Source organism: Candidatus Omnitrophota bacterium (assembly GCA_028716565.1).
Classification (GTDB): domain Bacteria; phylum Omnitrophota; class Gorgyraeia; order Pluralincolimonadales; family Pluralincolimonadaceae; genus Pluralincolimonas.
The window spans coordinates 243289-267762 of record JAQUPL010000002.1; the positions used below are offsets into that span (position 1 = coordinate 243289).

The 24474-nt window shown below is 52.5% G+C and carries 22 protein-coding genes; 21 read left to right on the forward strand and 1 reads right to left on the reverse strand.

Features of this window, described 5'->3' with window-relative positions; translation table 11 throughout:
• Positions 1–5: 5 nt before the first annotated feature.
• The 13 genes from PHO67_04350 (at position 6) to glnA (ending at position 11856) form a co-directional block, all read left to right on the forward strand.
• Entirely contained in the window at positions 6–533 is a 528-nt protein-coding gene (locus PHO67_04350; GenBank protein MDD5546374.1) for an OmpH family outer membrane protein, read from the forward strand.
• A gap of 3 nt (positions 534–536) precedes the next feature.
• Positions 537–1622 (forward strand): UDP-3-O-(3-hydroxymyristoyl)glucosamine N-acyltransferase, encoded by a 1086-nt coding sequence (gene lpxD / locus PHO67_04355; protein ID MDD5546375.1) that lies wholly within the window; start codon positions 537–539, stop codon positions 1620–1622.
• Positions 1588–2919 (forward strand): bifunctional UDP-3-O-[3-hydroxymyristoyl] N-acetylglucosamine deacetylase/3-hydroxyacyl-ACP dehydratase, encoded by a 1332-nt coding sequence (locus tag PHO67_04360; protein ID MDD5546376.1) that lies wholly within the window; start codon positions 1588–1590, stop codon positions 2917–2919. The genes lpxD and PHO67_04360 overlap by 35 nt, the downstream gene beginning before the upstream one ends.
• A 55-nt stretch (positions 2920–2974) precedes the next feature.
• Entirely contained in the window at positions 2975–3745 is a 771-nt protein-coding gene (gene lpxA, locus PHO67_04365; GenBank protein MDD5546377.1) for an acyl-ACP--UDP-N-acetylglucosamine O-acyltransferase, read from the forward strand.
• Positions 3746–3751: 6 nt separating this feature from the next.
• The gene (gene lpxI / locus PHO67_04370; protein MDD5546378.1) at positions 3752–4561 is read left to right on the forward strand and encodes a UDP-2,3-diacylglucosamine diphosphatase LpxI; all 810 of its coding nucleotides are present in this window, start codon (positions 3752–3754) and stop codon (positions 4559–4561) included.
• Entirely contained in the window at positions 4558–5238 is a 681-nt protein-coding gene (locus PHO67_04375; GenBank protein MDD5546379.1) for a response regulator transcription factor, read from the forward strand. Before lpxI ends, PHO67_04375 begins: the two co-directional genes overlap by 4 nt.
• A gap of 454 nt (positions 5239–5692) precedes the next feature.
• Positions 5693–6484: a hypothetical protein gene (locus PHO67_04380; GenBank protein MDD5546380.1), complete on the forward strand. Its 792-nt coding sequence runs from the start codon at positions 5693–5695 to the stop codon at positions 6482–6484.
• A 9-nt stretch (positions 6485–6493) separates the two neighbouring features.
• Positions 6494–7861 carry an ammonium transporter gene (locus PHO67_04385; GenBank protein MDD5546381.1) on the forward strand — a complete coding sequence of 456 codons (1368 nt, stop codon included), beginning with the start codon at positions 6494–6496 and terminating at the stop codon, positions 7859–7861.
• A 14-nt stretch (positions 7862–7875) separates the two neighbouring features.
• Complete coding sequence (locus PHO67_04390; GenBank protein ID MDD5546382.1) at positions 7876–8214, forward strand: P-II family nitrogen regulator; 339 nt, start codon at positions 7876–7878, stop codon at positions 8212–8214.
• Positions 8215–8217: 3 nt separating this feature from the next.
• Positions 8218–8397, forward strand: a complete 180-nt coding sequence (locus PHO67_04395; protein MDD5546383.1) for a helix-turn-helix domain-containing protein — start codon at positions 8218–8220, stop codon at positions 8395–8397.
• A gap of 62 nt (positions 8398–8459) precedes the next feature.
• Entirely contained in the window at positions 8460–9797 is a 1338-nt protein-coding gene (locus PHO67_04400; GenBank protein MDD5546384.1) for an ammonium transporter, read from the forward strand.
• 14 nt (positions 9798–9811) lie between these two features.
• Positions 9812–10153, forward strand: coding sequence for a P-II family nitrogen regulator (locus PHO67_04405; protein MDD5546385.1), 342 nt, complete (start codon positions 9812–9814; stop codon positions 10151–10153).
• 287 nt (positions 10154–10440) lie between these two features.
• Positions 10441–11856: a type I glutamate--ammonia ligase gene (gene glnA / locus PHO67_04410; GenBank protein MDD5546386.1), complete on the forward strand. Its 1416-nt coding sequence runs from the start codon at positions 10441–10443 to the stop codon at positions 11854–11856.
• A gap of 28 nt (positions 11857–11884) precedes the next feature.
• On the opposite strand, the gene PHO67_04415 is transcribed toward glnA, so the two are convergent.
• Positions 11885–12721, reverse strand: coding sequence for a hypothetical protein (locus tag PHO67_04415; protein ID MDD5546387.1), 837 nt, complete (start codon positions 12719–12721; stop codon positions 11885–11887).
• Between the two features lie 242 nt (positions 12722–12963).
• On the opposite strand from PHO67_04415, the gene PHO67_04420 reads away from it, so the two are divergent.
• The 8 genes from PHO67_04420 (at position 12964) to PHO67_04455 (ending at position 24466) form a co-directional block, all read left to right on the forward strand.
• On the forward strand, positions 12964–14676 hold the full coding sequence (locus PHO67_04420) for an NAD+ synthase (GenBank protein MDD5546388.1): 1713 nt from the start codon (positions 12964–12966) through the stop codon (positions 14674–14676).
• A gap of 15 nt (positions 14677–14691) precedes the next feature.
• Positions 14692–16032, forward strand: coding sequence for a glutamine synthetase family protein (locus tag PHO67_04425; protein MDD5546389.1), 1341 nt, complete (start codon positions 14692–14694; stop codon positions 16030–16032).
• A complete protein-coding gene (locus PHO67_04430; protein MDD5546390.1) occupies positions 16029–16760 on the forward strand; it encodes a GAF domain-containing protein in 732 nt (243 codons plus the stop codon). Before PHO67_04425 ends, PHO67_04430 begins: the two co-directional genes overlap by 4 nt.
• Before the next feature lie 93 nt (positions 16761–16853).
• Positions 16854–17537, forward strand: a complete 684-nt coding sequence (locus PHO67_04435) for a carbohydrate binding domain-containing protein (GenBank protein ID MDD5546391.1) — start codon at positions 16854–16856, stop codon at positions 17535–17537.
• Positions 17538–17543: 6 nt separating this feature from the next.
• The gene (locus PHO67_04440; protein ID MDD5546392.1) at positions 17544–19952 is read left to right on the forward strand and encodes a beta-galactosidase; all 2409 of its coding nucleotides are present in this window, start codon (positions 17544–17546) and stop codon (positions 19950–19952) included.
• Between the two features lie 11 nt (positions 19953–19963).
• Positions 19964–21898, forward strand: a complete 1935-nt coding sequence (locus tag PHO67_04445; GenBank protein MDD5546393.1) for a glucoamylase family protein — start codon at positions 19964–19966, stop codon at positions 21896–21898.
• Between the two features lie 15 nt (positions 21899–21913).
• Positions 21914–23149, forward strand: coding sequence for an ROK family transcriptional regulator (locus PHO67_04450; GenBank protein MDD5546394.1), 1236 nt, complete (start codon positions 21914–21916; stop codon positions 23147–23149).
• 18 nt (positions 23150–23167) lie between these two features.
• The gene (locus tag PHO67_04455; GenBank protein MDD5546395.1) at positions 23168–24466 is read left to right on the forward strand and encodes a sugar ABC transporter substrate-binding protein; all 1299 of its coding nucleotides are present in this window, start codon (positions 23168–23170) and stop codon (positions 24464–24466) included.
• The last annotated feature ends 8 nt before the right edge of the window (positions 24467–24474 follow it).

The window sequence follows — 24474 nt, forward strand, 5'->3', positions numbered from 1 at the left end:
GAAAGATGAAGGCAATGTCCAAGTTGGTCATTTTGGCGTTTTTATTTTCGTTATCCATGGCGTCCGTAAATATGGCGCTCGCAGCCGGAGATAAGATAGGCTATATGGATCTCGGCAAGGTCTTCGATGAATACAATAAGACAAAAGACCTTGACAAGCAACTCGAGTCAAAAAGCAGCGGCAAACAGGGTGAAAGGGACAAGTTGGTTGCCGAAATAAAGAAGATGAAGGACGATCTCGACCTCGCCAAGGAATCGGATAAGGCGAAGAAGACCTCGGCGGTACAGGAGAAGTTGAATAAACTCCAGGATTTCGATAAAGAATCAAGGGACACCCTCAGGAAAGACCGCGATGACATGGCAAGGGTGATACTTAAGGAGATAAAGGATACCATAGACAATATCGGCAAGAAGGAAGGTTATAAGTATATATTCGACAGCCGGGCCGTCTTGTTCGGAAGCGACACGGACAACCTGACTAGCAGGATCCTTAAGATATTGAACGATCAATACGCCGCAAAGGGAAAGAGATAGTAAGTGCCTGAAGCGGGTTCTTCAATACATAAGACCCTCAAAGAGATCGCGCAATTAATAGACGGCGAGGTTATAGGCGACGGGAATGTCGTCATAACCGGGATAAGCGGGATAAGGGAAGCGGAAGAAGGGGACCTGACATTCCTCGCTAACCCGCGCTATGCTCCTCTGATGGATACGACTAGGGCGTCGGCGATCATAACCTCCCGGGAGACGAAGACCGCTCCCAGGCCGATGATCCGCGCGGATAACCCCTCTATGGCGTTTGCCAAGGTGATCTCCATCCTTATGCCGAACGACCAGAAGTATCCCGTCGGTATACATCCTGCCGCGGTGGTCGGGAAGAACGTAAAACTCGGGCAGGATGTCGCGCTCCAGCCGTACGTCGTGATCGACGACGACGCCGCTATAGGGGACAGGACTATAATTTACGCCGGCAGTTATATCGGCAATCGCGCGAAGATAGGAAGCGACTGCCTGATCTATCCGAACGTCGCGATACGCGATAAGGTCGAGATAGGGAACAGGGTGATAATCCATTCCGGCACGGTCATAGGCAGCGACGGGTTCGGGTTCGCGACGGTCGGCGGAGAGCATCACAAAATACCCCAGATCGGAACGGTCCTTATCGAGGACGACGTAGAGATAGGCGCCAATGTCACTATCGACAGGGCGCGGTTCGGGAAGACTGTGATAGGGAAGGGCACCAAGGTAGACAACCTTGTCCAGATAGCCCATAACGTCATAGTCGGAGAGAATTCCATAATAATAGCGCAGGCCGGAATATCCGGTTCGACGGTCATAGGCAAGAACGTCACGATCGCCGGCCAGGCGGGCCTGGTCGGACATATAACGATCGGGGATAATGCCGTGCTGGCTGCGCAGGCCGGTGTCACGAAGTCGGTCCCGGCGAATACATGTGTCTCGGGATACCCCGCAAGGCGGCACGATGAGGCGAAGAGGCTGAATGCCTTTGTCACGCGCCTGCCGCAGATCGTCGATGAACTGAAAAAACTCGAAGAAAAATTTCAACAGTTGGAGAAGAAGATAGCAGATGGAACAACAGCTGACAATAAAAAACGCGGTTGAAACCGAAGGGACCGGCCTGCATACAGGGACGAAGGTGAAAATGCGCCTTTTGCCCGCCGAACCTAATTCCGGCATAAGCTTTATCCGCGTAGACCTTCCGGATTCGCCGGTGATAAAAGCGAATACCGCCAATGTCATGGAATCCAGCCGCAAACTGAGGAGGACATCGCTTTCATGCAACGGCGTAGAAGTCCATACGGTGGAGCACCTGCTGTCGGCGCTCAGCGGGATGATGATAGACAATATCAAGGTCGAGATAAACGGCCCCGAGCTTCCCGGTTTCGACGGTTCCGCGATGCCGTTTGTCGAGCTGATAAAGAAAGCAGGCGCGCAGTCGCAGCCGGAACAGAAAAGGACCTTTACGGTAAAAGACCCGATCTGGCTCGAGGAGAACGATACGGTCCTGGCCATACTTCCCGATTCCGAATTAAAGATATCTTATATGTTGAGCTACGACCACCCGTTGCTCAGGTCCCAGTACGTCTCGGTCGTGATAACGCCTGAGACTTATGAGAAAGAGATAGCCCCGACGAGGACATTCTGCCTGGAGGCCGAGGCCGAGGAGCTGAGACGGCAGGGGCTGGGCAAAGGCGCGAACTTCGAAAACACCCTCGTTGTCGGCAAGGACGGCGTCATAAAGAATAAATTAAGGTTTAGCGATGAGTTCGCGCGCCACAAAGTCTCGGACCTTATGGGAGACCTTTACCTTTTGGGCATGCCCTTAAAAGGCCATGTGATAGCCGTAAAATCCGGGCATCCGCTCAACGTCAGGCTTTTACAGAAGATAAGGCAGCAGCAGGAGCGCATGCGCGCCGGCGCCATGGAAAGCAAAGGCCCCGGCATCGTTGGCACTCCCCTCGATATCAACGATATAAAGAAGATACTGCCTCACCGTTACCCGTTCCTGTTGGTTGACAGGGTCATAGAACTCGAGGACGACAAGAGAGCGGTGGGCATAAAGAACGTCACGATGAACGAATTTTATTTCCCGGGTCATTTTCCGAACATGCCGATAATGCCCGGAGTGCTCATAATGGAAGCGCTGGCGCAGGTCGCCGGCGTGATGATGCTCAACAAAAGGGAAAATCTCGGGAAATACGCTTTCTTCATGTCGATGGACAAGGTAAAATTCCGTAAAGCGGTCGTGCCCGGGGACCAGCTTGTCCTTGAGACCGAGGTGCTGAAACTGCGCTCCAAGACCGTCCAGGTGAAGGCTGTCGCGAGCGTCGACGGGAAAATTGTGGCCGAAGGCGAATTCATGTTCGCCCTGGTCGGCGGTGAAGAGGCTTCGGAATAAGGGGATGAACCCCGCATATACGTGTGGGGTATCAATAGAAAAGTGAAGGTGCAGGGTGCAAATCCACTCTACAGCGATCGTAGATAAAAAGGCAGAGTTGGCCGACGGAGTTGAAGTCGGCCCTTATTGTATAATCGGTCCGGACGTCAAGATCGGCAGCGGAACCGTAATAGGCGCGCACGCCGTGATCGACGGGCACACGACTATCGGCCGCGATAACAGGATATTCACCGGGGCCGTGATAGGCTCCATCACGCAGGACCTGAAATTCAAGGGCGAAAAAAGTTACGTCAAGATAGGCGACAACAATATCATTCGCGAATACGTTACCGTAAATATGGGAACGAACAAAGAGTCCTCCACCGTGATAGGCAATAAGGTCCTTTTGATGGCATATTGCCATGTGGCGCACGACTGCGTCATAAAAGACGGGGCAATCATCGCCAATTGCGGCACGTTCGCCGGTTATGTCACCGTCGAGGAGAAGGCCGATATCGGGGGCCTTACCGGCGTCCACCAGTTCGTTCGCATAGGAAAGCTCGCTATCATAGGCGGCTGTTCGAAAGTCACGCAGGACGTGGTGCCTTATTCGATGAGCGACGGCCATCCGCTGAAAGTATACGGCCTCAATACCGTCGGGCTCGAAAGGGCCGACGTCCCCCAGGCATCGCGGAATTCCCTTAAAAAAGCTTTCAAGATACTCTTTAATTCGGGGCTTACCGTCCCTCATGCGCTGGACGAGATAAAGTCGGAAGTCCCGGAATGCCCCGAAGTAGACTACCTTATAGATTTCACGGCTGCCTCTGAACGGGGCATCTCAAGATAAAATAATATGGACACCATAGGACTTATCGCGGGTAAAAGCGATTTTCCGCTGCTTTTCGCCAAAGCAGCGAGATCGAAAGGCGTGAAGGTTATCGCCGTGGGCATCGAGGGCGAGACCAGGCCCGAGGTGGAAAAGCTCGTCGACAAATTTTACTGGGTAAAACTCGGCGAACTCTCCAAGGTGCTCGAGGTCTTCAAGGCCGAAGGCGTCAAAAAAGCCGTGATGGCCGGCGGGGTCACTAAATCCAGGATATTCAACGAAGCGCTGAAGATCGACGGGTTGATGAAATCGATCCTTGTCAGGGCTCTGGACAAAAAAGACGATACCCTGTTATCGATGATCACCGCAACGCTGAAATCGGCCGGCATAGACCTGCTGGATTCGACGCTTTTCCTCGAGGACCTGCTGCCGGCAGAAGGCGTGCCGACGAAGGCGAAACCGGCACTTTCGCAAGAGGAGGATATCAGGTTCGGCGCGAGGGTCGCGAGGGAAGTGGCCGGCCTGGATATAGGGCTTTCGATATTCGTAAAAGATAAGGCCGTAATAGCGGTCGAGGATATTGAGGGGACCGACGCTATGATAAGACGCGGCGGACGGCTTGCCGGCGCGGGCGGAGTCATAATAAAAGTCGCGCGACCGAAGCAGAATATGAAATTCGACATCCCGGTCATAGGGCCTCAGACTATACGTTCGATGGTTGAGGTGAAGGCGGCCTGCCTCGCGATAGAGGCAAAGAAGACGCTTATAATAGATAAAGAAGAAACGATCGCTCTCGCGGACAATAATGGTATTTCCATAATAGCGGTAAAAATGTGAGCGGTATCCTTATATTAGGCATAGAGGACGAAGGCCTTAAGCGCGCCAAAAAAGCGCTGAAAGACGCTGATCACCAGGTCTATTCCTGCGATGAGGCCGATATAAAACCGGTCTACGAAGAGACGCTGAAGAGGCGGCCGGATGTCATAGTCCTCGATTTCGCCTCCCCCAAGAATTTCGATGCGCAGGCTGTCCTGCGCGCCTTCAAGAAAGACAGGTTCCTGAAAGATACTCCTGTCTTTGCCGTCCTGCCTGAAGACGGGATGCGGCTTCTCGATAACCTTTCAGGCATCGGCGATTTCATAATTGCCCCGTTTAACGGCGCAGAGCTTGTAGCGCGCGTCAAGGCGCTCCTCAAAAAAGTCATACCGACCGATTCCGATGACATGATAAAGATAAGCGACCTAATCATAGATGTATCAAGATACGAAGTGTCATTGAACGGCAGCAAGGTGGAGCTCACGTTCAAAGAATACGAACTCCTTAAATTCCTCGCCTCAAACAAAGGCCGCGTCTATTCCCGGGACCAGCTGCTCGACAAGATCTGGGGATACGATTACTACGGCGGTACCCGCACGGTGGATGTCCATATCCGCCGCCTCCGCAGCAAGATAGAGGACCGGAAGCATACCTTTATCGAGACCATCCGCAACATCGGCTACAAATTCATCGCTTAATCCCGTAACCTGCTTTTTACCTTGAAATTTAAGCCTCGCTCGGCCTTTCTTTATTACTCGCCTCTGCCAAATATCTACTGCGTCATAAACCGGCTCTTTGCGAGGCGTTAAATTTCAAGGCATGACACCCGCATGCAAGATTAACCAAGATTTAACGCGCATGTAATACGGATTTAACATTCGCCCGTATACTTACGGGTATGAAGATCAAAGAAGATGATCTTGAGCGGAAGTACAGGTGCGCAAAGTGCGGCTACTTAACGCAGCGGCAGGCGCCCCCCAGGAGCTGTCCGATATGCAGGGCCGGCTCCGAAGCTTTTGACGACATCGGTGTCGACAGGTCAACGGAGAAAAGGGCGGTCTTTAATCCAAGATTAATATAGGGTTAATCTGTTTGTAACATTGATAGTTATACTTGTTTGGTGAGAACATTGGGAGAAAGAGAGAAGATCAGATGTTCCGTCAAAACGTTTGGCTGGTCATATGTATCATAGGCGCGCTTTCCTTAATTACCCCCGCGGCCTGTTTCGCGACCGCAACCACCCACATCTGGGCGCCATCCACTGACGTCCAGGCGTACGGAGTCGTCCACATAACCCCGGGAGACGTGTATATTCCCGTAAACAAGGACAAATTCGGGAACAGGGTCAACGTAATAACTAACGAAGGGCTCACAGTCGGTGTTTTGCCTTTCGAGAAATTCAACATTGAGGTAGGTTTCGACAACAAGACAGGGTACGGGGAGCTGGACAATTACCCGATATATTTTAACGCAAAAGGTGGGATACCTGAAGGTGCGTTCGGTGAATGGTTCCCCGCCCTGGCTGTTGGCGCTTATGATATAGGGACGAAGGCTGACAAGACCAATAGCAACGTGCTCTACTTCAAAGGCGCAAAGACATTCAAAATTAATGATTTCAACCTCGGCCGTCTCTCAGTCGGATATTTTAACGGCAACGGCAAATTGTTACGGGGTCCGAACGGCGGAAAAGACAACGCCGACGTCTTCGGCGCCTGGGAGCGCACGATGTCAGAGATATCGGACAAGCTCTGGCTTTGCGTTGAATACCAGGGGACGAAGAGCTCCTACGGTTGCTGGAATTTCGGCGGGTCATGGAAATTCTCGGATAATGTCTCGCTGCTCGTAGGGTTCGATCATTACAACAACAGAAACTTTGCTGATACGGTTACAGTACAAGTCGATATAGATTTCGACGCGTTCAGCAATCTGTTCAAGAAGAAATAGAGGTGACCCATGTTTAAGAAAATAACGGCTTTTCTCGCGATATTCACGATAACGATAGGAGTGTCCTGCCTGGCGTTTGCCCAGGATCCCAGCGGCGCGGAGACGCTGGCGCAGAACCCGAACTCTCCGGTCGATTACGTATGGGTGCTCGTCTGCGGCTTCCTGGTATTCTTCATGCAGGCCGGGTTTGCGATGGTGGAGGCCGGTTTCTGCAGGGCCAAGAACGCCACAAACCTCATGGCAAAGAACACTATAGACTTTGTCACTGCGTCGCTTATTTTCATGGCTTTTGGCTTCGCCTTCATGATGGGAAATGACTACAACGGCATCATAGGTACTTCCGGATGGTTTCTTCACGGCCCGAACTATGATGTCGGAAGATACCTCCTGTTCTTCTGGCAGTTGGTATTTGCCGGGACCGCAGCTACGATAGTCTCCGGAGCTATCGCGGAAAGGCTGAAATTTAAAGCCTATTTCCTTTACAGTATCATGGTCACGGCCGTTATATATCCAATATATGGGCATTGGGTATGGGGTGGAGGATGGCTTTCCAAACTGCCTTTTGGGATCGGTCATGTTGATTTTGCCGGCTCCGGAGTTGTCCATGCGATAGGCGGTTTTGTAGGTCTTGCGGGTGCCATGGTCCTCGGGCCGCGTTTCGGAAAATTCAACAAGGAAAGAAAGCCAAGGGCTATACCGGGCCACAGCATAACCCTCGCCGCGCTAGGCACTTTTATCCTCTGGTTCGGATGGTTTGGGTTCAATCCCGGATCGACTTTTTCCGCTCACCAGCTCAGGATAGCGGTGATAGCCGTCAACACCAATCTCGCCGCAGCGGCCGGCGCGGCAGTTGCAATATTGCTTGTTTTCATGAAGACGAAGAAATGGGATGTCGGCATGATGCTTAACGGTTGCCTTGCAGGCCTTGTCGCTGTTACCGCACCCTGCGCTTGGATCGAGGCGTGGGCCGCGGTTGTCATAGGTGCCATCGCCGGAACGATTGTAGTCGTCGGCGTCTATTTCTGGGAGAACCGCGGTGTGGATGATCCGGTAGGCGCTGTCAGCGTCCACGGGTTAAACGGTGTCTGGGGCTTGATAAGCGTCGGGCTGTTTGCCGACGGAACATACGGTCTGGGTTCTACTTCAGCGCCTTTCGTAAAGGGCCTGTTCTATGGTGGCGGGTACGGCCAGCTGATAGCCCAGCTGATAGGCGCTGCCGTATGCGTTTCATGGGCGTTCATATTGGGCTTTATCGGGTTCAAATTGATGGATAGGTTATTCGGCATAAGAGTTTCGCCGCAGGAGGAACTCAAGGGCTTGGATATTCCTGAGCACGGGACGCCCGCTTATCCCAATTTCTATACGTATAGTAATTAGAGAGGGACAAAAAGATGAAGAAGATAGAAGCGGTTGTCCGCATAGAAAAACTGGAAGAGATCACTGAGGCCCTGGATAAGTTCGGTTATCCCGGAATGATGGTCACTCATATAGAGGGGCATGGCCGCCAGAAAGGGCTCGCGGAGCAGTTCAGGGGAAGGGAGTATAAGGTAAATTTCCTTCCTAAGATAAAGATCGAGATCGTGGTCAAGGATTCCGATGTCGAGAAGCTGGTCAAGGCGATAACCGGTATCGCGAGGACCGGCGAGATCGGAGACGGAAAGATATTCATATATGCCGTCGAAGATACAGTCAGGATACGCACCGGTGAAAAAGGCGAAAGCGCTATATAGGCCATGGTTGATAAAGAATTGATAGAGAAGATCCGCAGGCTGAAGGAGGACAGGGGCTATACTCTCTATGATCTGGCGAAAAGGGTCGACATTCAGCCGTCGACCCTTGAGCGCTGGTTCAAGACAAACCGCATAAACAGGATTTATGCCGAGACGGTAAGGGTGAGGCTGGGGATCAAGTAATTTTTTGTCGCTATTATCCCAATTGGTTACTCAGTTTGCTAAGCAAAAGAGAGGAGACGAAAATGGTAAAAATTATGAAGAGCCTGCCGTTCTGGTTCTTCGCCGCTTTCCTGTTTTTTACAGTGATCGCGACAGTTGTCGCGGCCGAGGAAGTAGCGCCTGCGGTGAAAGTCGACTCGGGCGATACGGCGTGGCTCCTTATGTCAGCTGCGCTGGTATTATTGATGACACCTGCCCTGGCATTTTTCTACGGCGGCCTCGTGCGAAGGAAGAATGTGCTTTCGATCCTGATGCAGTGTTTTATGGTGATGTGCCTGATAACAATCCAGTGGGTACTTTTTGGCTATAGCCTCGCATTCGGTCCGGATGTCAAAGGCGTCATCGGGAGCCTGGCGTGGTTCGGGTTAAAAGGCGTGGGCCTCGACCCCAATCCGGCGTATGCCGCCACGGTCCCCCACCAGGCGTTCATGATATTCCAGGGTATGTTCGCTATCATCACACCTGCCTTGATATTGGGCGCGTTCGCCGAGAGGATGAAGTTCTCGACGTTCTGCGTATTTGCGCTTGTATGGGCGACTCTTGTATATGATCCGGTCTGCCATTGGATCTGGGGTGTCGGCGGTTTCCTGAGGGCCGACGGGGCGCTTGATTTCGCGGGAGGCACGGTCGTCCACATCAATGCCGGCGTCGCAGCCCTGGCGAGCGCCCTGGTATTGGGAAAACGCAAAGGATACCCGGACAAGATATCGCCTCCGCATAACCTTCCGTTCGCGGTATTGGGCGCGGGGTTATTGTGGTTCGGGTGGTTCGGGTTCAACTCAGGCAGTGCCTTAGGCTCGGGCAGCCTGGCGACTAGCGCTTTCGTGGTTACCCACATAGGAGCCGCCTCGGCCGGACTTACGTGGGCGCTTCTGGATTGGATATTCAGTTCCCGTTCGACGGTATTGGGTATTATTACCGGCGCCGTCGCCGGACTTGTCGCGATAACCCCGGCTTCGGGTTTTGTGAACCCGGTCGGAGCGATATGGATAGGCATCGGCGTATCGGTCTTTTGCTATATGGCCGTCGCATTACTCAAGGTGAAATTCGGTTACGACGATTCCCTTGACGCTTTCGGTGTCCACGGGATCGGCGGCATGTGGGGAGCCCTGGCGACAGGCCTCTGGGCAACGAAGGCCGTAAACGCGTCCGGGAATAACGGGTTCTTCTACGGGAACCCGGCGCAATTCTTGATACAGTTCAAGGCTGTTATTATTACCGCGGTCTATTCGTTCGTCATGACCTTTGTGATACTTAAGGCGCTTAACGCGGTGATGGGCGTGCGCGCCTCCGAGCAGGATGAGCGCATCGGCCTGGACCTCACACAACATCGCGAAGCCGGATATACGGTATTGGACTAACAGGGAGAATGAAAATGAAATATATTATCGCGATAATCCAGCCTGACAGGCTCGATGAGGTACTGGCAAAGTTGGAAGAAAAAGAGATACACCTGGTCACCGTGACCGGAGTTATGGGCCGCGGCCGCCAAAAAGGCATCTCCGAGGTCTACAGGAGCCATAAGGAGGCGGGAAGCCTGCTTAAAAAGGTCAAGCTCGAGATAGCCGTAAACGACGATTTCGTCAAGCCCGCGGTGGAAGCGATAAAGTCCGGCGCCCACACCGGCCACATCGGGGACGGGAAGATATTTATTCTCGATTTGCCGGAATGTATTCGGATACGTACAGGCGAGAAAGGAAATCCCGCAATCGGATAGGTTTAAGCGGGTGACTGCCGACGGAGCCCTTGGCCCTGTTGCCCGAAGCAACAGGGACGAGGTGCTCGGCAGGCAGGACCCGCCCTAGCGAACCGATTGTTCGGGAGAGATTAAGATTTAACATTTGCGTAATATGGATTTAACATTCATTTTGTATACTTTTGGCATAAAAATAAGGGAGGTAAGCCAGCATGAAAGGGAAAGCAGTAAAGAAGGAGATAGTGGAAGTGAAGACGAAGAATCCGCTCGCGAACGGCTCGTTTGACGACAAGGCCGCGCGAGATGTGATGAAACTCATCAAAGACAAGAAGATCGATATTATCGACCTGAAGTTCAACGACCTGCCGGGGCTGTGGCAGCATTTCTCGATACCGGCATCCGAACTGCTCGAGATGGACGATATTACCCGTTCCATCTGGGTCGACGGCATCGGGTTTGACGGTTCTTCGATCCGCGGTTTCCAGAAGATACAGGAATCGGACATGATCATGATACCGGACCCGGCTACGGCGGTCATAGACCCGGTATGCGAAGTCCCGACCTTAAGCATCATCTGCGACATCTATGACCCGTTGACGCGCAAACCGTACAGCCGCGATCCACGTTATATCGCGAAGAAGGCGGAGAAATATTTGAAGGAGACCGGCATTGCCGATTCCGTATATTTCGGGCCCGAAGCCGAATTCTTCATCTTTAACGATATCCGCTTCGACCAGAACGAGAATTCGGGCTACTATTTCATCGACTCGGTCGAGGGCGACTGGAACACCGGCAAGAAAGAAGACCCGAACCTTGGGTACAAGATACGCTACAAGGAAGGGTATTTCCCTGTCCCGCCGCACGATTCGCTCCAGGACTTAAGGAGCCGCATAATCCTCAAGATGAAGGAAGCGGGAGTGAACATTGAAGTCCATCATCATGAAGTCGCCACAGCCGGCCAGTGTGAGATCGACATAAAGTTCGACAAGCTGACCAAAATGGCCGACAGCCTATTGATGTACAAATACATCATAAAGAACATGGCAAAAAAAGCCGGTATGGTCGCGACGTTCATGCCGAAACCGCTCTTCGCGGATAACGGCTCAGGCATGCATTGCCACCAGAGCCTTTGGAAGAACGGCACGAACCTTTTCTTTGACAAGAACGGCTACGCGCTCTTAAGCCAGACCGCCAAATATTATATCGGCGGACTTTTAAAGCACGCGAACAGCCTCATGGCCTTCTGCGCACCGACGACAAACTCGTACAAGAGGCTCGTCCCGGGCTACGAAGCGCCTGTCAACCTCGTCTATTCTGCGCGCAACCGTTCGGCAGCTGTCCGCATCCCGATGTACAGCGACAGCCCGAAATCCAAGAGGATCGAGTTCAGGCCTCCTGACCCGTCATGCAACGGCTACATCGCCTTCAGCGCAATGCTCATGGCCGGGTTGGACGGTATCATCAACAAGATAGACCCGGGCAAGCCGAACGACAAGGACCTCTTCGAATTAAGCGAAGAGGAAATGGCTAAAATACCCACGGTCCCGTCGTCTTTGCGCAGGGCTATCGACGCTTTGGAAGCGGACCACGAGTACCTGCTTAGAGGCGGGGTATTCACCAAGGATGTCATAGACATTTGGCTTGAATACAAGAGGAAGAAAGAGATAGATGCCGTGAGAATGCGTCCGCATCCTTACGAGTTCTACCTGTATTTCGATATTTAAGTTTATAGTAGAGGGGATCCTCTACCAGTTATTCGAGAGGCGGTTTATAAGTAGGGGCGGTTCCTAAAGGATTGGCTGGCTGCCCACCCCCAATGTTGGGCGCAGGAGCTGCCCCTTCTTCTTTTTTTGAAAATGCCAGATAACCCATCGTGAAGAGCCCTACGACGGGAATGACCGTAATAATCCCGATCCATCCTTCCTTGCCGCGCGCCAAGGCGATCTTGTACCAGAGGAGACCGAAGAGGAATAGGTAGCATAACGGCCCTAACGGCGGTATTAATCCGGAAAGGAGCAGCAACAGCCAGGTATACCGCACATTCCCGATATTGCATGCCAGGAATAAGTTTGCGATGGGTATCCAGGCCATCCATCCATTTTGGGTATCCGTTTTCCCTGCGATAACCTGAAGGCATACGGCCAAGTAGATGTAATAGATCAGGGAACCGGTTATTATGACGCCGAGAAATGCCATTAGAAACGCTATTATGACGGCTAACAAAGCCTTGCTTTCTTTATCTGATAGTTTGTTTTCAGGGTTTTTTCCTGAAGGGCCCGATATCTTTTCTTCCTGCGGCCCGCTTGGCGGCGTCGCCATCGATCCGGTCACAGGATTTGCCGCCGCCGGGACGATTTCAGCCGGAGGCACGGCAGGCTTAAATTCCACTGCCTGCCCGTTTATCTCCTGTATCTCGGAGAGGTCGTATGTCATTTCGGTAACGCCGTAAATATCGACGGTTATGGTATCGTTGGTTATCGCCTTAATATTCCCCTCGATCTTCTTTCCGGACCTGAAAGTTACCGTATCCGCCCAAGCGCTCACCGCGAACAATACGACCGCCGCGCATATGATCAACGCCTTTTTCATTACTGCCTCCTGTATGGTTAAATTGTATCCAAACTTCCCCTTGAAGGCAAGCACTTTTACTGGTATACCCTGCAATTTAACGTCTCGCGAAGAGCCGGTTTATGACGCAGTATGCTATAACTCGCTGCGAGTAATAAAGAAAGGCCGAGAGAGACTTAAATTGCAGGAAAAAGGGGCAAAATTCTTTTCTTGCATTTTTGGAAAAATTTGATATAATAAGGGGCTAAATTAGCGAGGTGAAAATGGATCCGATCCGCTTTGGCATAGCCCAAATGAACTCCACCGTGGGTGACCTTCAGGGCAACAAAGAGAAGATAATAAAATTCATAAGTGACGCAAGATCATTGGGTTGCGACATAGTAATCCTCCCGGAGCTCGCCATAACCGGTTATCCGCCCGAAGACCTCCTCCTTAAGCCCCAGTTTGCGGATGACGCCGTGAAAGCGCTTAACGAAATAGTCCACAAGACCGATAATATAATAGTTATAGTGGGTTGCCTCGACAAAGCCAAGGATGGGCTGTACAATTCAGCCGCTCTTATTCGCGACAAGGAACTTATCCACATATACCATAAGATACTCCTCCCGAATTATGGCGTATTTGACGAAAAACGCTATTTCAAGCCCGGAAACGAGTCTTTTGCCTTCAAGTTCGAAGGCCTCAAGATCGGGCTGAATATCTGCGAGGACATATGGGAATGTTGCGGCCCCGCGAGCTTTGAGGCGGTCGACATGGGCGCGCAGGTCATGATCAATATTTCGGCATCGCCTTACCACGCCGGCAAGATACAGGCGCGCGAGAAGATGCTTGTGGAGAGGGCCCAGCAGACCGCCGCTATCGTGATCTACGATAACATGGTGGGCGGCCAGGATGAGCTCGTCTTCGATGGCGGGAGCATGGTTATAGGATGGAAAGGCAGCGTTTTAACGCGCGGAAAGCAGTTCGAAGAGGATATCGCGCTCTTCGACCTCAATCCCGAAGAATATCTTAAATACAGGAAGGTCCCAAAGAGGAAGCCGGCGGTAAATAATTACAGGGTAAAGGAGTTATCGCTGAAGAGGTGCGAGGTAAAGATAAGGCCGCCTTTCCCGCCGCGCCGCCTCGAAAAATTAGGCAGCATAGAGGAGATATACAAGGCGCTTGTCCTGGGCACCAGGGATTATATGACGAAGAATGGCTTCAAGAAAGCGGTCGTCGGCGTAAGCGGGGGGATAGATTCGGCCTTGACCGCGTGCATAGCCGTCGACGCGCTCGGAAAGGATAACGTCGCCGCGGTCACGATGCCGTCCATGCATACAAAGGAAGAGACGCGCGTGGACGCCATAGCCGTCGCGAAGAATTTAGGCCTAAAGACGGCGGCCATACCCATAAATACCATCTACCAGGCATATATGCGTATGCTTAAGAAGGAATTCAAGGACGCCAAGACAGATATAACCGAAGAGAACCTGCAGGCGAGGATCCGCGGCAACATCCTCATGGCGCTTTCGAATAAATTCAACTGGCTCGTCCTGACGACCGGGAACAAGAGCGAGATGTCGACGGGTTATTGCACCCTCTACGGCGATATGGCCGGGGGATTTGCGGTCATAAAAGATGTATTAAAGACCGTCGTTTACCAGTTGGCAGAATACAGGAACGCGGTAGCCGGCAAGGAGGTCATACCGGTCACGACGATAAAGAGGGCGCCGACCGCCGAATTGAAACCCAACCAGAAAGACCAGGATACGCTTCCTCCTTACCACGTGCTGGACGATATCCTGAAGTTATATGTCGAAGAAGACAGGTCGGCGAGCGAGATCATCGCCCAGCGTTTCGACGCGAAGACGGTCAAGAAGGTCATCTCGAGGGTCGACAAGAACGAATATAAGAGGCGCCAGAGCCCGCCAGGGGTCAAGATAACCCCGAAGGCATTCGGCAAGGACCGCAGGGTCCCAATAACGAACAGATATTAACGAAAGGAGATGCAGATGGCAGCCAGATCGGTCAAAGATAAAGAATATGTATTGAAGATGGCCAAAGAGGCCAACGTCAAGTTCATCAGGTTGTGGTTTGCCGACATCCTCGGTTTCGTAAAATCCTTCGCGATAACCGTCGAGGAGCTCGAAGGAGCTCTCGAAGAGGGGATGGGATTTGACGGTTCCTCTATAGAGGGTTTCGCTCGCATAGACGAGTCGGACATGATGGCGCGGCCGGACCCGAACACATTCTGCCTACTCCCGTGGAGGCCTAAGGACGAATTCGCGGTCGCGAGGATGTTCTGCGATATCGTCCGGCCGGACGGAAGCCCGTTCGAAGGCGACCCCAGGTATATATTGAAGCAAAACCTGAAGCGCGCGGCCAAACTCGGCTTCACTTTTTATGTCGGTCCCGAGCTCGAGTTCTTCTATTTCAAGGACAATAAAGGGACCGAGCCGCTCGATGCCGGAGGGTATTTCGACCTTATACCGCCTGACCCGGCATCTGACCTCAGGAGGGATACGGTGCTTATGTTGGAGGCGATGGGAATAGGCGTCGAATACAGCCACCACGAGGTCGCGCCGAGCCAGCACGAGATAGACCTGAGATATACGGACGCGCTCACGATGGCCGACGCGGCGATGACATACCGCGTCGTAGTAAAAGAGGTCGCGCAGCGCTACGGGTTCTATGCGACATTCATGCCGAAGCCGGTCTACGGGGTAAACGGCTCGGGTATGCACGTCCACCAGTCGCTCTTCAAGGGTGACAAGAACGCCTTCTTCGAGGCGAAGGACAAGTACCATCTCTCGAAGATCGCGAAGAACTATATCGCCGGACTGCTTAAACATTCCCGCGAGATAACCTCGGTCACAAGCCAGTGGGTCAACTCATATAAGAGGCTCGTCCCGGGCTACGAGGCACCGGTCTACATCGCCTGGGCGAAGAGGAACCGGTCCACGCTTGTAAGGATACCCGAATACAAGCCCGGAAAAGAGAAGGCGACGCGCATCGAGTACCGTTCGCCGGACCCGGCATGCAACCCGTACCTGGCTTTCAGCGTCATGCTCGCGGCAGGACTTGAGGGTATCGAGAAGAATTACGAACTCATCCCGCCGACCGAAGAGAACGTCTTTGAATTGACTCCCGAAGAGAGGACGAAGCGCGGGATAAGGCCGTTGCCCGGCGACCTCTATGAGGCTATATGTGAAACAGAGAAGAGCTCTGTCGTAAGGAAAGCCCTCGGCGAACACGCTTTCCGCTCATTTATCGAGAACAAGAAGATCGAGTGGGATAAGTACAGGGCCCGGGTCACCGACTATGAGATAAAGGAATACCTCGCGATACTATGATGCGTAAACCCGCGGCTAAAAGAGCGAGATCGCGCCCGGCATACGAGAAACAAATAGAGGCGTTATCAAAGATAAGCCAGACGATAACATCCAACCTCTATTTAGAGGATGTCCTGCGCCTTATCGTAATGGTGACGGCCGAGGTGATGAATTCCAATATCTGCTCATTGATGCTCGTTGATGAGGAAAAGGGCGAATTGGTCATCCGCGCCACGCAGAGCGTCAGTGAGGCTTACAACAAAAAGACCAACATGAAGATAGGCACCGGGATAGCCGGTAAAGTTGCCAAGGAAGGCAAACCCATCCAGGTGCCGGACGTCCGGGAGGACCCGCATTATCTGAACAGGGCGATAGCCAAAAGCGAGAAGCTCTGCTCGCTCCTCTCGATGCCGATGATAGTAAAAGGGAAGGTCATAGGCGTCCTGAACGTCTACACGTCGACTCCCCACAGCTTTACACGGAACGAGATAAACGTACTTACCTCGGTTGCCAACCAGGCCGCCGTGGCGATAGAGAACGCCCAGCTGATGGTCAAATCCAAGATAATACAGGAAGAGCTCGAGACCCGGAAAATGGTAGAGAGGGCCAAGGGGATACTTATGCGCAGGGGCCTGGCCGAGGAAGACGCCTTCAGGAAGATACAAAAACAGGCGATGAGCCTGCGCAAGACGATGAAGCAGATCGCCGAGGCGATAATACTGACTAACGAGCTGGAACGGGGCAAGTAGCCCTATTGACTTTAATAAGATTTTATAATATAATCGAAAAAAGATTTTTACAATTAAGCCAAAGATTTTACCCGTAATACAAAGGAGATTGACATGAGAAGAGTTCTTTTTGTCTTGGGAATTTTGTTTTTATCCGCTATATGTTTGCCTGCGTGCGGCCAGAAAAAGGCAGCTGCTCCGGAAAGAACAGAAGTCACCCCGGTCCCGGCACCGGCCCCGGCGCCGGCTGTCGAAGCGCCTAAGGCGAAAGCCAAACCGGAGATCAAGGAAATCATCTTAGCCGATTTCAACACAGGCGAGAAGCCCAACAATTTCGGCGGCAATTTCGGCGCATGGAACAAGGACCCGGACGACACGACCCAGGGCTGCAAGGAGTCCTTTACTTCCGATGAGAGATACGGGAAAAAGGGCTTCTCTCTCCAGCTCGATTATGATGTCGATTCCCCGAATCCCGCATTTAACGGCTTCTGGATGAAATTGGACAATTTCGACGCGACGCCTTACAATAAGCTGGTTTTTTACGTAAAAGGCGACGCGACGATAGGATACCCCCCGAGATTTAAGATAGAGCTTAAGAACGCGAACGGCGAAGTCGGCAAATACTACGTGACGCAGATAAGCCCGACATGGGCGCCGGTCGAAGTACCGTTCCGGAGTTTCGGCGGAATAAAGGATTTCAGTAAATTGACCGAGTTCACCGTCGTCTTTGAGGATTCCGCATCGAGGCCGAAGACCGGCAGGATCTACATGGATAACATCGGCTTCGCGAAAGACTAAATACCCATGGATTTCAAAATTACCGAAGACAACTTCAAGTTAAGCGGGCAGGATTTTTACGTATTTTCGGGAGAGGTCCATTATTTCAGGATAAGGCCGGAGAACTGGGCCGCCCACCTCAAGAAGGCCAAGGCCGCCAACCTAAATACTATAAGCACTTATATCCCCTGGGATTGGCACGAATACGAAGAAGGTAAGTTCGACTTCTCCGGCCACACGAACCCCCAGAGGAACCTCCTCGGCTTCATAGAGCTATGCAAGAAGAACGGGCTTTATCTAATAGTCAAGCCGGGACCTTACATCCTCGCCGAATACTTAGACCACGGCATACCGCAGTGGCTCCTCTCCTCGCACCCGGAGATACTCGCGCTCAACAGGGAAGGCAAGACTTTCGGCCATGCCCGCGTGACGCTGATGCACCCGGTATACCTGAAGTATGCCAGGTTATGGTATGACAAGGTCCTCGCGGTAATAAAAGACAATTTGATAACAAAATCCGGCGGGATAATACTCTCGATGCAGTTGTGTAACGAGATAGGGGTGTTTACCTGGCTTGATAAAGAGGCCGATTATAACCCGGTCTCGCTGGACCATTACAGGAAATTCCTCTCCGAAAAATACAAGAAGATAAACCGCCTGAATGTCCTCTATAAGGCCAAATACAAGAGCTTCTCCTCGGTCGTCCCGCCGCAGGAAAACCCGGCTAAATTGACCGAGCTTGCCGCCGACCTCGATTGGCACCTCTTCTGGCGCCGGTATTACGCGGCGTACGTGGAACATCTTTTAAAGGAAGTCACCAAGAGCGGGATCAATATACCGTTCACGCATAACCTGCCCGGATGGGTAGGGGGCCGCGCGGTCGAGTACCCCCTGAATATAACCATGTACCAGGATGTGGCCAAGCTCTATCCGAAAGTCATGCTTGCTGTCGATCATATACCGGAGAATACCTCTTACAGGAATTTCCACGACGCGGCTATAATACAACAGTTCACCAGGGCGATCCAGGGGAACCGCGGCCCGACCTTCGTCGCCGAGATGCAGGCGGGGACAAGGGAGCATAACGTCGTCACTTATCCCGATGAACTGGAGCTTTTTTACAAATCCGCCTTAGCCTACGGCGCGGCAGGTATGAATTTCTACATGTTCTCGCAGGGGAAAAATCCAAAAGGTAAATCCGCGGTTGGCCCTACTTTCTACTGGCAGACGCCCTTGGATTACGACGGCAAGGAGACCGCGCTCTACCCGGTCGTCAGGCGTTTCGGCAAGCTCGCCTCGGCATTCGGCGCGCTCGCCTCCAGGGCGAAAGCCGACTCGAAAGTGGCACTGCTCTTCTATAAGCCTTATTACTACACCGAACTTACGCATTATTACGACCTTGAAAAAATGGGCCTGAGCTATAACCCGAAGACGATAAGGGACAGCATTTTTTACGAGGGGATGGCGAAGATCCTCAGGATGTTGAATTGCGATTACGATATCCTGGATATGGAGCTTACCAAGCCTAAGGACCTGGCAAAGTACAAGCAGGCGTGGATCGTCTCGCTCGAATATATGGACGCGGAATCGCAGAAACTGCTGGCGAATTATGTCGGGAACGGAGGGCATCTGGTCATCCTGCCAAGGGTCCCGAAATACGACCTCTCGCTCAAACCGTGCGAGGTGCTTAGGCAATTCCTGAAAATAGGAGAGACCGAAGAGGTCGCCCCGCGCGCCCCGACGATAGATTTTTTTGACGTCAAGGAGATATCGGTCTTTAACCCGGTTGAGGTCTTTAACGAGCCCAACGCCGAACCGATGGCGCTCCTTCCGGACGGCAGCACCTGCGGGTTCGTCAAGCATTTCGGCGGCGGATGGGCGCTGGTCCTGGGGACCGCGTTCGGATATTCCACGGAAGAAAGCATAGACGCGTATTCGCGCATATTGAAGATGGATGATATCCGCGGAAACGCGTCCCCGACGAACGGCAGGATGGTTGCCCAGGAATTCTTCGATGAAGACCGCGCCCTCCTCTTCGTCGCGAATTATTACAGGACATCGGAATCGGGCCATATAATTTTCGCGGACCCGGTGACGAAAGAGGAGAAGAAGATGCCTTACGGAGCGCCGCTCACACTCGCGGGATTGACCGGCCTTATCATACCGGTGAATTTCCCGATACACGGCAGCGCCGCGAGGATAATATTCTCGACGTCGCAGATATTGAACGCCTTCGAGAAAGGCGGTTCCATATTCGTGGAATTGCACGGCCAGCCCGGATCCGGCGGCGAATTGACGGTGGCCATCAAAAAGAGGCCCAAGCAGGTCTTTGCCGACGGCAGGAAGCTCGAGTTTTCCTACAGGTCAGGCGAGGCGATAATACCCTTCAAACACAGTGATGAAGGCCCTGTCCTGATGAAGATCAATCTAAATTAAAGGAGATAGAGGTGGCGAGGAGATTACCCGCATTTTTTGTCCTTTCTTTTGCTTTTCTTTTTCCGCTTCTTTGTAACGCCCAGGAAGATGTCGTTGTCAGGATACCCCCGCATTCGGATATAAAAGTCGCGGCGGATTTCGACAGTGGCAAGGACCCCAACAGCATAGGCGGGTTCCCTTCCGTGAGTTTCAAAAAACCCTCTTTCCTCCAGTCGGCATACAGCAAAAAAGAAAAACACGGCGAAAAAGGCTATTCGCTCGAGATCGAATATTACGTCCCCAAAGGCGAGGACGCGATCTGGTCGACCGACCTCAACGAACTCGATATCAGCGCGGCAAAAGGCGTATCATTCTGGATAAAGTGCACGGAAGGTTCCGAAAAGTTCTGGCTGGCGCTGGAAGATAAGGCCGGCAATAGGAATGAGGTCAACCTCGCAGGGTCTATCAAGCCCGTGACCGACTGGCAGGAGATAAAAGTGCCGGTAGGGAAGTTCCCGTCCATCGACACGAACAAGATGGGAAAGTTCAGCCTGGACTTCAAGGGCGAACCCAGCGTGATAAGCGGGAAGATCTACCTGGACGATATATCTTTCTACGGCGATCCGGAACTCTTCTTCCTTGGGTTGAAGGATAATACGGCCTATTATCCCGAAAAGGTCCTCGCGAACGAGCGCAAGAGGGACCTGCTTACGAGCTCGGACAACCAGATGCTTATGGGTATAGCGCAGGATACGTGGGGATTTTTCAAGAACGTCGTCGATAAGAGAAGTCACCTTCCGCTCGACTGGATAGGGATGGCGCCGGAGAGGGCGATGGGCGATTACACCTCCCCAACGAATACAGGCCTCTATTTCATAAATATAGTGGCGGCCTTCGACCTTAAGTTCATAACGAGGGAAGAGGCGGTTAAAAGGATATCGGATACGCTCGACGTGATGGAGAAGATGCCGCGGTGGCGCGGGTTATGGGACAATTACCACTCTACGACGAACCTGCAGGTAACGCGCCGCTATATCTCATCGGTCGATAACGGCTGGTTTGCCGGAGGCCTCATCATAGCAAGGCAGGCGTTCGACAAAGAGCTCGGAAAGCGCTGCTCGAAACTCCTGGATGAGATGGATTTCTCGGCCCTTTATAATAAAGAGCTTGGCCAGCTCAACCTCGGCTATGACGGGGATACAGAAAAATATTCGCCTTATAATTACGGCCAACTGAACGGCGAGGCAAGGTTCACGAGCCTGGTCGCCATAGGGAAAGGGAACGTCCCGCAGGAGCACTGGTATAAGATGGCAAGGACTTTCCCTCCGGAGATAGACTGGCAGTCGCAGAAACCCGAGGGTAAATGGGTCAAGAAATCAGGTGTCAAATATTTCCAGGGTTATTACACCCATAACGGAGAAAAGATCGTCCCGAGCTGGGGCGGGAGTCTTTTCGAATTCCTGATGCCTTCGCTTATGGTAAAAGAGAAAGAGCTGGCGCCTAACGGGTTTGGACTGAACGACTTGAAAGGCGTAAACGCCCATATCGCCATGGCTAAGATGAAGGGATATAATGCCTGGGGGTTCTCGCCGTGCTCGACGCCTGACGGCAGTTACGGCGGCTATACCGAATTCGGCGTCGCCGGGATAGGCTTCAAGGGATATAAAGACGAAGGCGTGGTAACGCCCCACGTGGTATTCCTGTCCCTTACTTTCGCGCCGGAAGAGGCCATCTCGGATATCAGGAGGCTTCTCTATTATTACAATATATACGGCGAGTTCGGGATGTATGACGCCGTAAACGTGAAGAACGGCAGGGTCTCGTATAAATATCTAGCGCTCGACCAGGGCATGATACTCCCTTCAATAGATAATTACCTAAATAACGGCGCAATAAGGGAACGTTTCCACAAGGATCCGGTAGCCAGAAAGACCGAAAAACTCTTAAACGAGAATTTTTTCGAATAGAAAGAGGACCGAGCCATGAGGACCACCAAGGCGAACGGCATATTGTCGACGGACAGGCTCCTGTCGGACAAACAGAGGAAGAACCTCTCCATACTCGAGCTTGTCGTCAAGCATGGCCCCATATCGAGAACCGAGATCTCGCGCCAGACCGGCCTCAATATCGTCACGATCTCCAATTACATAAATGAATTCATAGAAGGCGGGTTGGCAGTCGAAAAGGGTTTTGACGTCTCTACCGGCGGACGCCGTCCGACGCTCGTCGAGCTCAACCCGAAATTCGGCTACATGATCGGCGTGGGGTTGACGGCGTTGAACATCGTCGGCATCCTGGTAGATCCCAAGATGCAGGTCATCTGCGAGGTAAAGAAAGAGCGCCCGGCCGATAACAGCGAGGCGATAATCGGAAAACTCGTCGAGACGGTCGAGGAGGTCCTCGCGAAATCGAAGATCGAGCCTGAGAAGATAAAGGGGCTTGGCATAGGCATACCCGGCGTCATCGATGTCGAGGGCCAGACGATAAGGTGGCTCGGTGCGATGGGCCTTTCGATGGTATCCATATCAGGGGTATCTCTCAAGGATATATTTGAAAAGGAATTCGATATACCGACCCTGGTCGAGCATGACGCGGCGTGCGCCGTCTTCGGTGAGCGCTGGTTCGGCTTCGAGTCGGAGATCAAAGACATGATATACATGTACACCGGCGTCGGCTGCGGGCTGATAATAAACGGGCAGATATACCGCGGGTCGAACGGCTCGGCCGGGGAAGTGGGTATTTTCAATACATCCGTGCCGGACCCGGAAGCGAGGAGGCGCGAGTCCCTCTCACTCGGCACGTGGGAGCTCGACCTCGGCATCGGATATTACGCCAGGGAAGCGATGAAGAAGGGCTCGAAATCTAGGATATTCGAATTGGCCGGGAATGATCCCGGCAAGATAAGCCTTAACGCGGTGATAGAGGCGTCCAAGGCGGGTGACAAGTTCGCCAACGAGCTGTTGGAGAATGCCGGAGGTCAGCTCGGCAAGAAGATAGCGTTCCTCGTAAATCTCCTCAATCCGGAGGTGGTAGTGATCGGAGGGGGAGTCGAGCAGGCCGGCTCGGTATTTATGGATTCGGCGAAGAGGACCGTCCATTCCTGGGCGCGTGAAGAGAATATAAGGAATTTAAAAATAGTGCCTGCAAGGCTCGGGGGAAATGCCGTCGCGATGGGCGCGGCCTGCCTCGTATTGCAGAGGATATTCATGAATGCCTAAAACGCGGGAGGCGCGGAGATGAAAAGGTTTAACGGATTTTTGGCGTTTATTGTCATCCTGGTTTTCGCGTTGCAGATAACGGGCTGCGGGCCCGGGGAAGGGACGGGAAAACCCAAGAAAGTGCCGGTGAAGGTCGCTTTCTGGGGAAGCCCGGAAGAGATAGGGATAATCACCGAGATGCTAAAGAACTGGCAGAAGACCCACCCGGAGATCCAGGTAAAATTGGAGCATATACCTTTCGGGAGCTATGTCAGCAAGATACTGACCGAGATCGCAGGGCGGTCGGCGCCGGATATCATAGCCTCGGAAGTGAACATGTTCGTATCTTTCGCCGATAAGGACGTCTTCCTTGACCTCAAACCTTTTGTGGATAAGGACAAATCGTTCAATCTCGGGGACTTCTTCCCCGAGGTCGTGGACAGGTACACTGTCGACGGCAAAATCCTCGGCATCCCGAGGGATACCGCGCCGTTCGCGTGCGTTTATTATAATAAGAAACTTTTCGATGAAGCGGGTCTGCCTTATCCCACGGATGACTGGGACTGGAACGATCTCCTGGACAAGGCGAAGAAGCTGACCAAGGTGGATAAAGACGGAAAGGTGGTCCAATACGGTTTTTACAGCGATATGTGGCCTAACTTCATCCTTTCGGAAGGCGGAAGGATCGTTGATAACGTGAAGCATCCCACCAAATGCCTGATGAATTCCCCGGAATCGATGGAGGGATTGCAGTTCCTGGTCGACCTCTCACACAAATACAAGGTTTCGCCCACATCTAACACGTTCCGCAACCTCGGCCTCGGCGTCATCCAGATGTTCATGATGCAGAGGGTCGCGATGTTCCATTCGGGGATATGGGAGACGCCTATTGTCAGGAAGGTGAAGGATTTTGACTGGGATGTCGCGATGTTCCCCAAGAGCCCGAAGGGGATAAGGAAATTTGCGACCGGCGGGACCGCATACGGCATACTCAAGACGACCAAATATCCGGAGCAGGCATGGGAAGTCCTGAAGGCGTTAAGCGGCGATGAAGGCCAGATAATGCTTGCCGAGTCAGGGCTGGCCCAGCCGGCAAACAAGAAGATAGCGGAGGGCGAACATTTCGCCGGCAGCAACAAGCCTCCGCTCAACAAGAAGATGCTCATCGAAGCGGTTAAATACTGCGTATACGACCCGTTTAACTTCAAGTGGCGGGAGATCCGCGAGAAGTATATAAATCCGGAGTTCGACCTCGTTTTTAACGGCCTTAAGCCGGTAAAGGAAGCGGTGAACGCGATAGTGCCTAAGGCCAACGAGCTATTAAAAGAAGGAAGATAGAAGGACGA

Excerpts from the sequence above, each read along its gene's own strand:
- PHO67_04350 (MDD5546374.1), top strand. The coding sequence starts at position 6 with ATGAAGGCAATGTCCAAGTTGGTCATTTTGGCGTTTTTATTTTCGTTA.
- PHO67_04360 (MDD5546376.1), top strand. The coding sequence starts at position 1,588 with ATGGAACAACAGCTGACAATAAAAAACGCGGTTGAAACCGAAGGGACC.
- lpxI (MDD5546378.1), top strand. The coding sequence starts at position 3,752 with ATGGACACCATAGGACTTATCGCGGGTAAAAGCGATTTTCCGCTGCTT.
- PHO67_04380 (MDD5546380.1), top strand. The coding sequence starts at position 5,693 with ATGTTCCGTCAAAACGTTTGGCTGGTCATATGTATCATAGGCGCGCTT.
- PHO67_04385 (MDD5546381.1), top strand. The coding sequence starts at position 6,494 with ATGTTTAAGAAAATAACGGCTTTTCTCGCGATATTCACGATAACGATA.
- PHO67_04390 (MDD5546382.1), top strand. The coding sequence starts at position 7,876 with ATGAAGAAGATAGAAGCGGTTGTCCGCATAGAAAAACTGGAAGAGATC.
- PHO67_04395 (MDD5546383.1), top strand. The coding sequence starts at position 8,218 with ATGGTTGATAAAGAATTGATAGAGAAGATCCGCAGGCTGAAGGAGGAC.
- PHO67_04400 (MDD5546384.1), top strand. The coding sequence starts at position 8,460 with ATGGTAAAAATTATGAAGAGCCTGCCGTTCTGGTTCTTCGCCGCTTTC.
- PHO67_04405 (MDD5546385.1), top strand. The coding sequence starts at position 9,812 with ATGAAATATATTATCGCGATAATCCAGCCTGACAGGCTCGATGAGGTA.
- glnA (MDD5546386.1), top strand. The coding sequence starts at position 10,441 with ATGAAACTCATCAAAGACAAGAAGATCGATATTATCGACCTGAAGTTC.
- PHO67_04415 (MDD5546387.1), bottom strand. The coding sequence starts at position 12,721 with ATGAAAAAGGCGTTGATCATATGCGCGGCGGTCGTATTGTTCGCGGTG.
- PHO67_04420 (MDD5546388.1), top strand. The coding sequence starts at position 12,964 with ATGGATCCGATCCGCTTTGGCATAGCCCAAATGAACTCCACCGTGGGT.
- PHO67_04425 (MDD5546389.1), top strand. The coding sequence starts at position 14,692 with ATGGCAGCCAGATCGGTCAAAGATAAAGAATATGTATTGAAGATGGCC.
- PHO67_04430 (MDD5546390.1), top strand. The coding sequence starts at position 16,029 with ATGATGCGTAAACCCGCGGCTAAAAGAGCGAGATCGCGCCCGGCATAC.
- PHO67_04435 (MDD5546391.1), top strand. The coding sequence starts at position 16,854 with ATGAGAAGAGTTCTTTTTGTCTTGGGAATTTTGTTTTTATCCGCTATA.
- PHO67_04440 (MDD5546392.1), top strand. The coding sequence starts at position 17,544 with ATGGATTTCAAAATTACCGAAGACAACTTCAAGTTAAGCGGGCAGGAT.
- PHO67_04450 (MDD5546394.1), top strand. The coding sequence starts at position 21,914 with ATGAGGACCACCAAGGCGAACGGCATATTGTCGACGGACAGGCTCCTG.
- PHO67_04455 (MDD5546395.1), top strand. The coding sequence starts at position 23,168 with ATGAAAAGGTTTAACGGATTTTTGGCGTTTATTGTCATCCTGGTTTTC.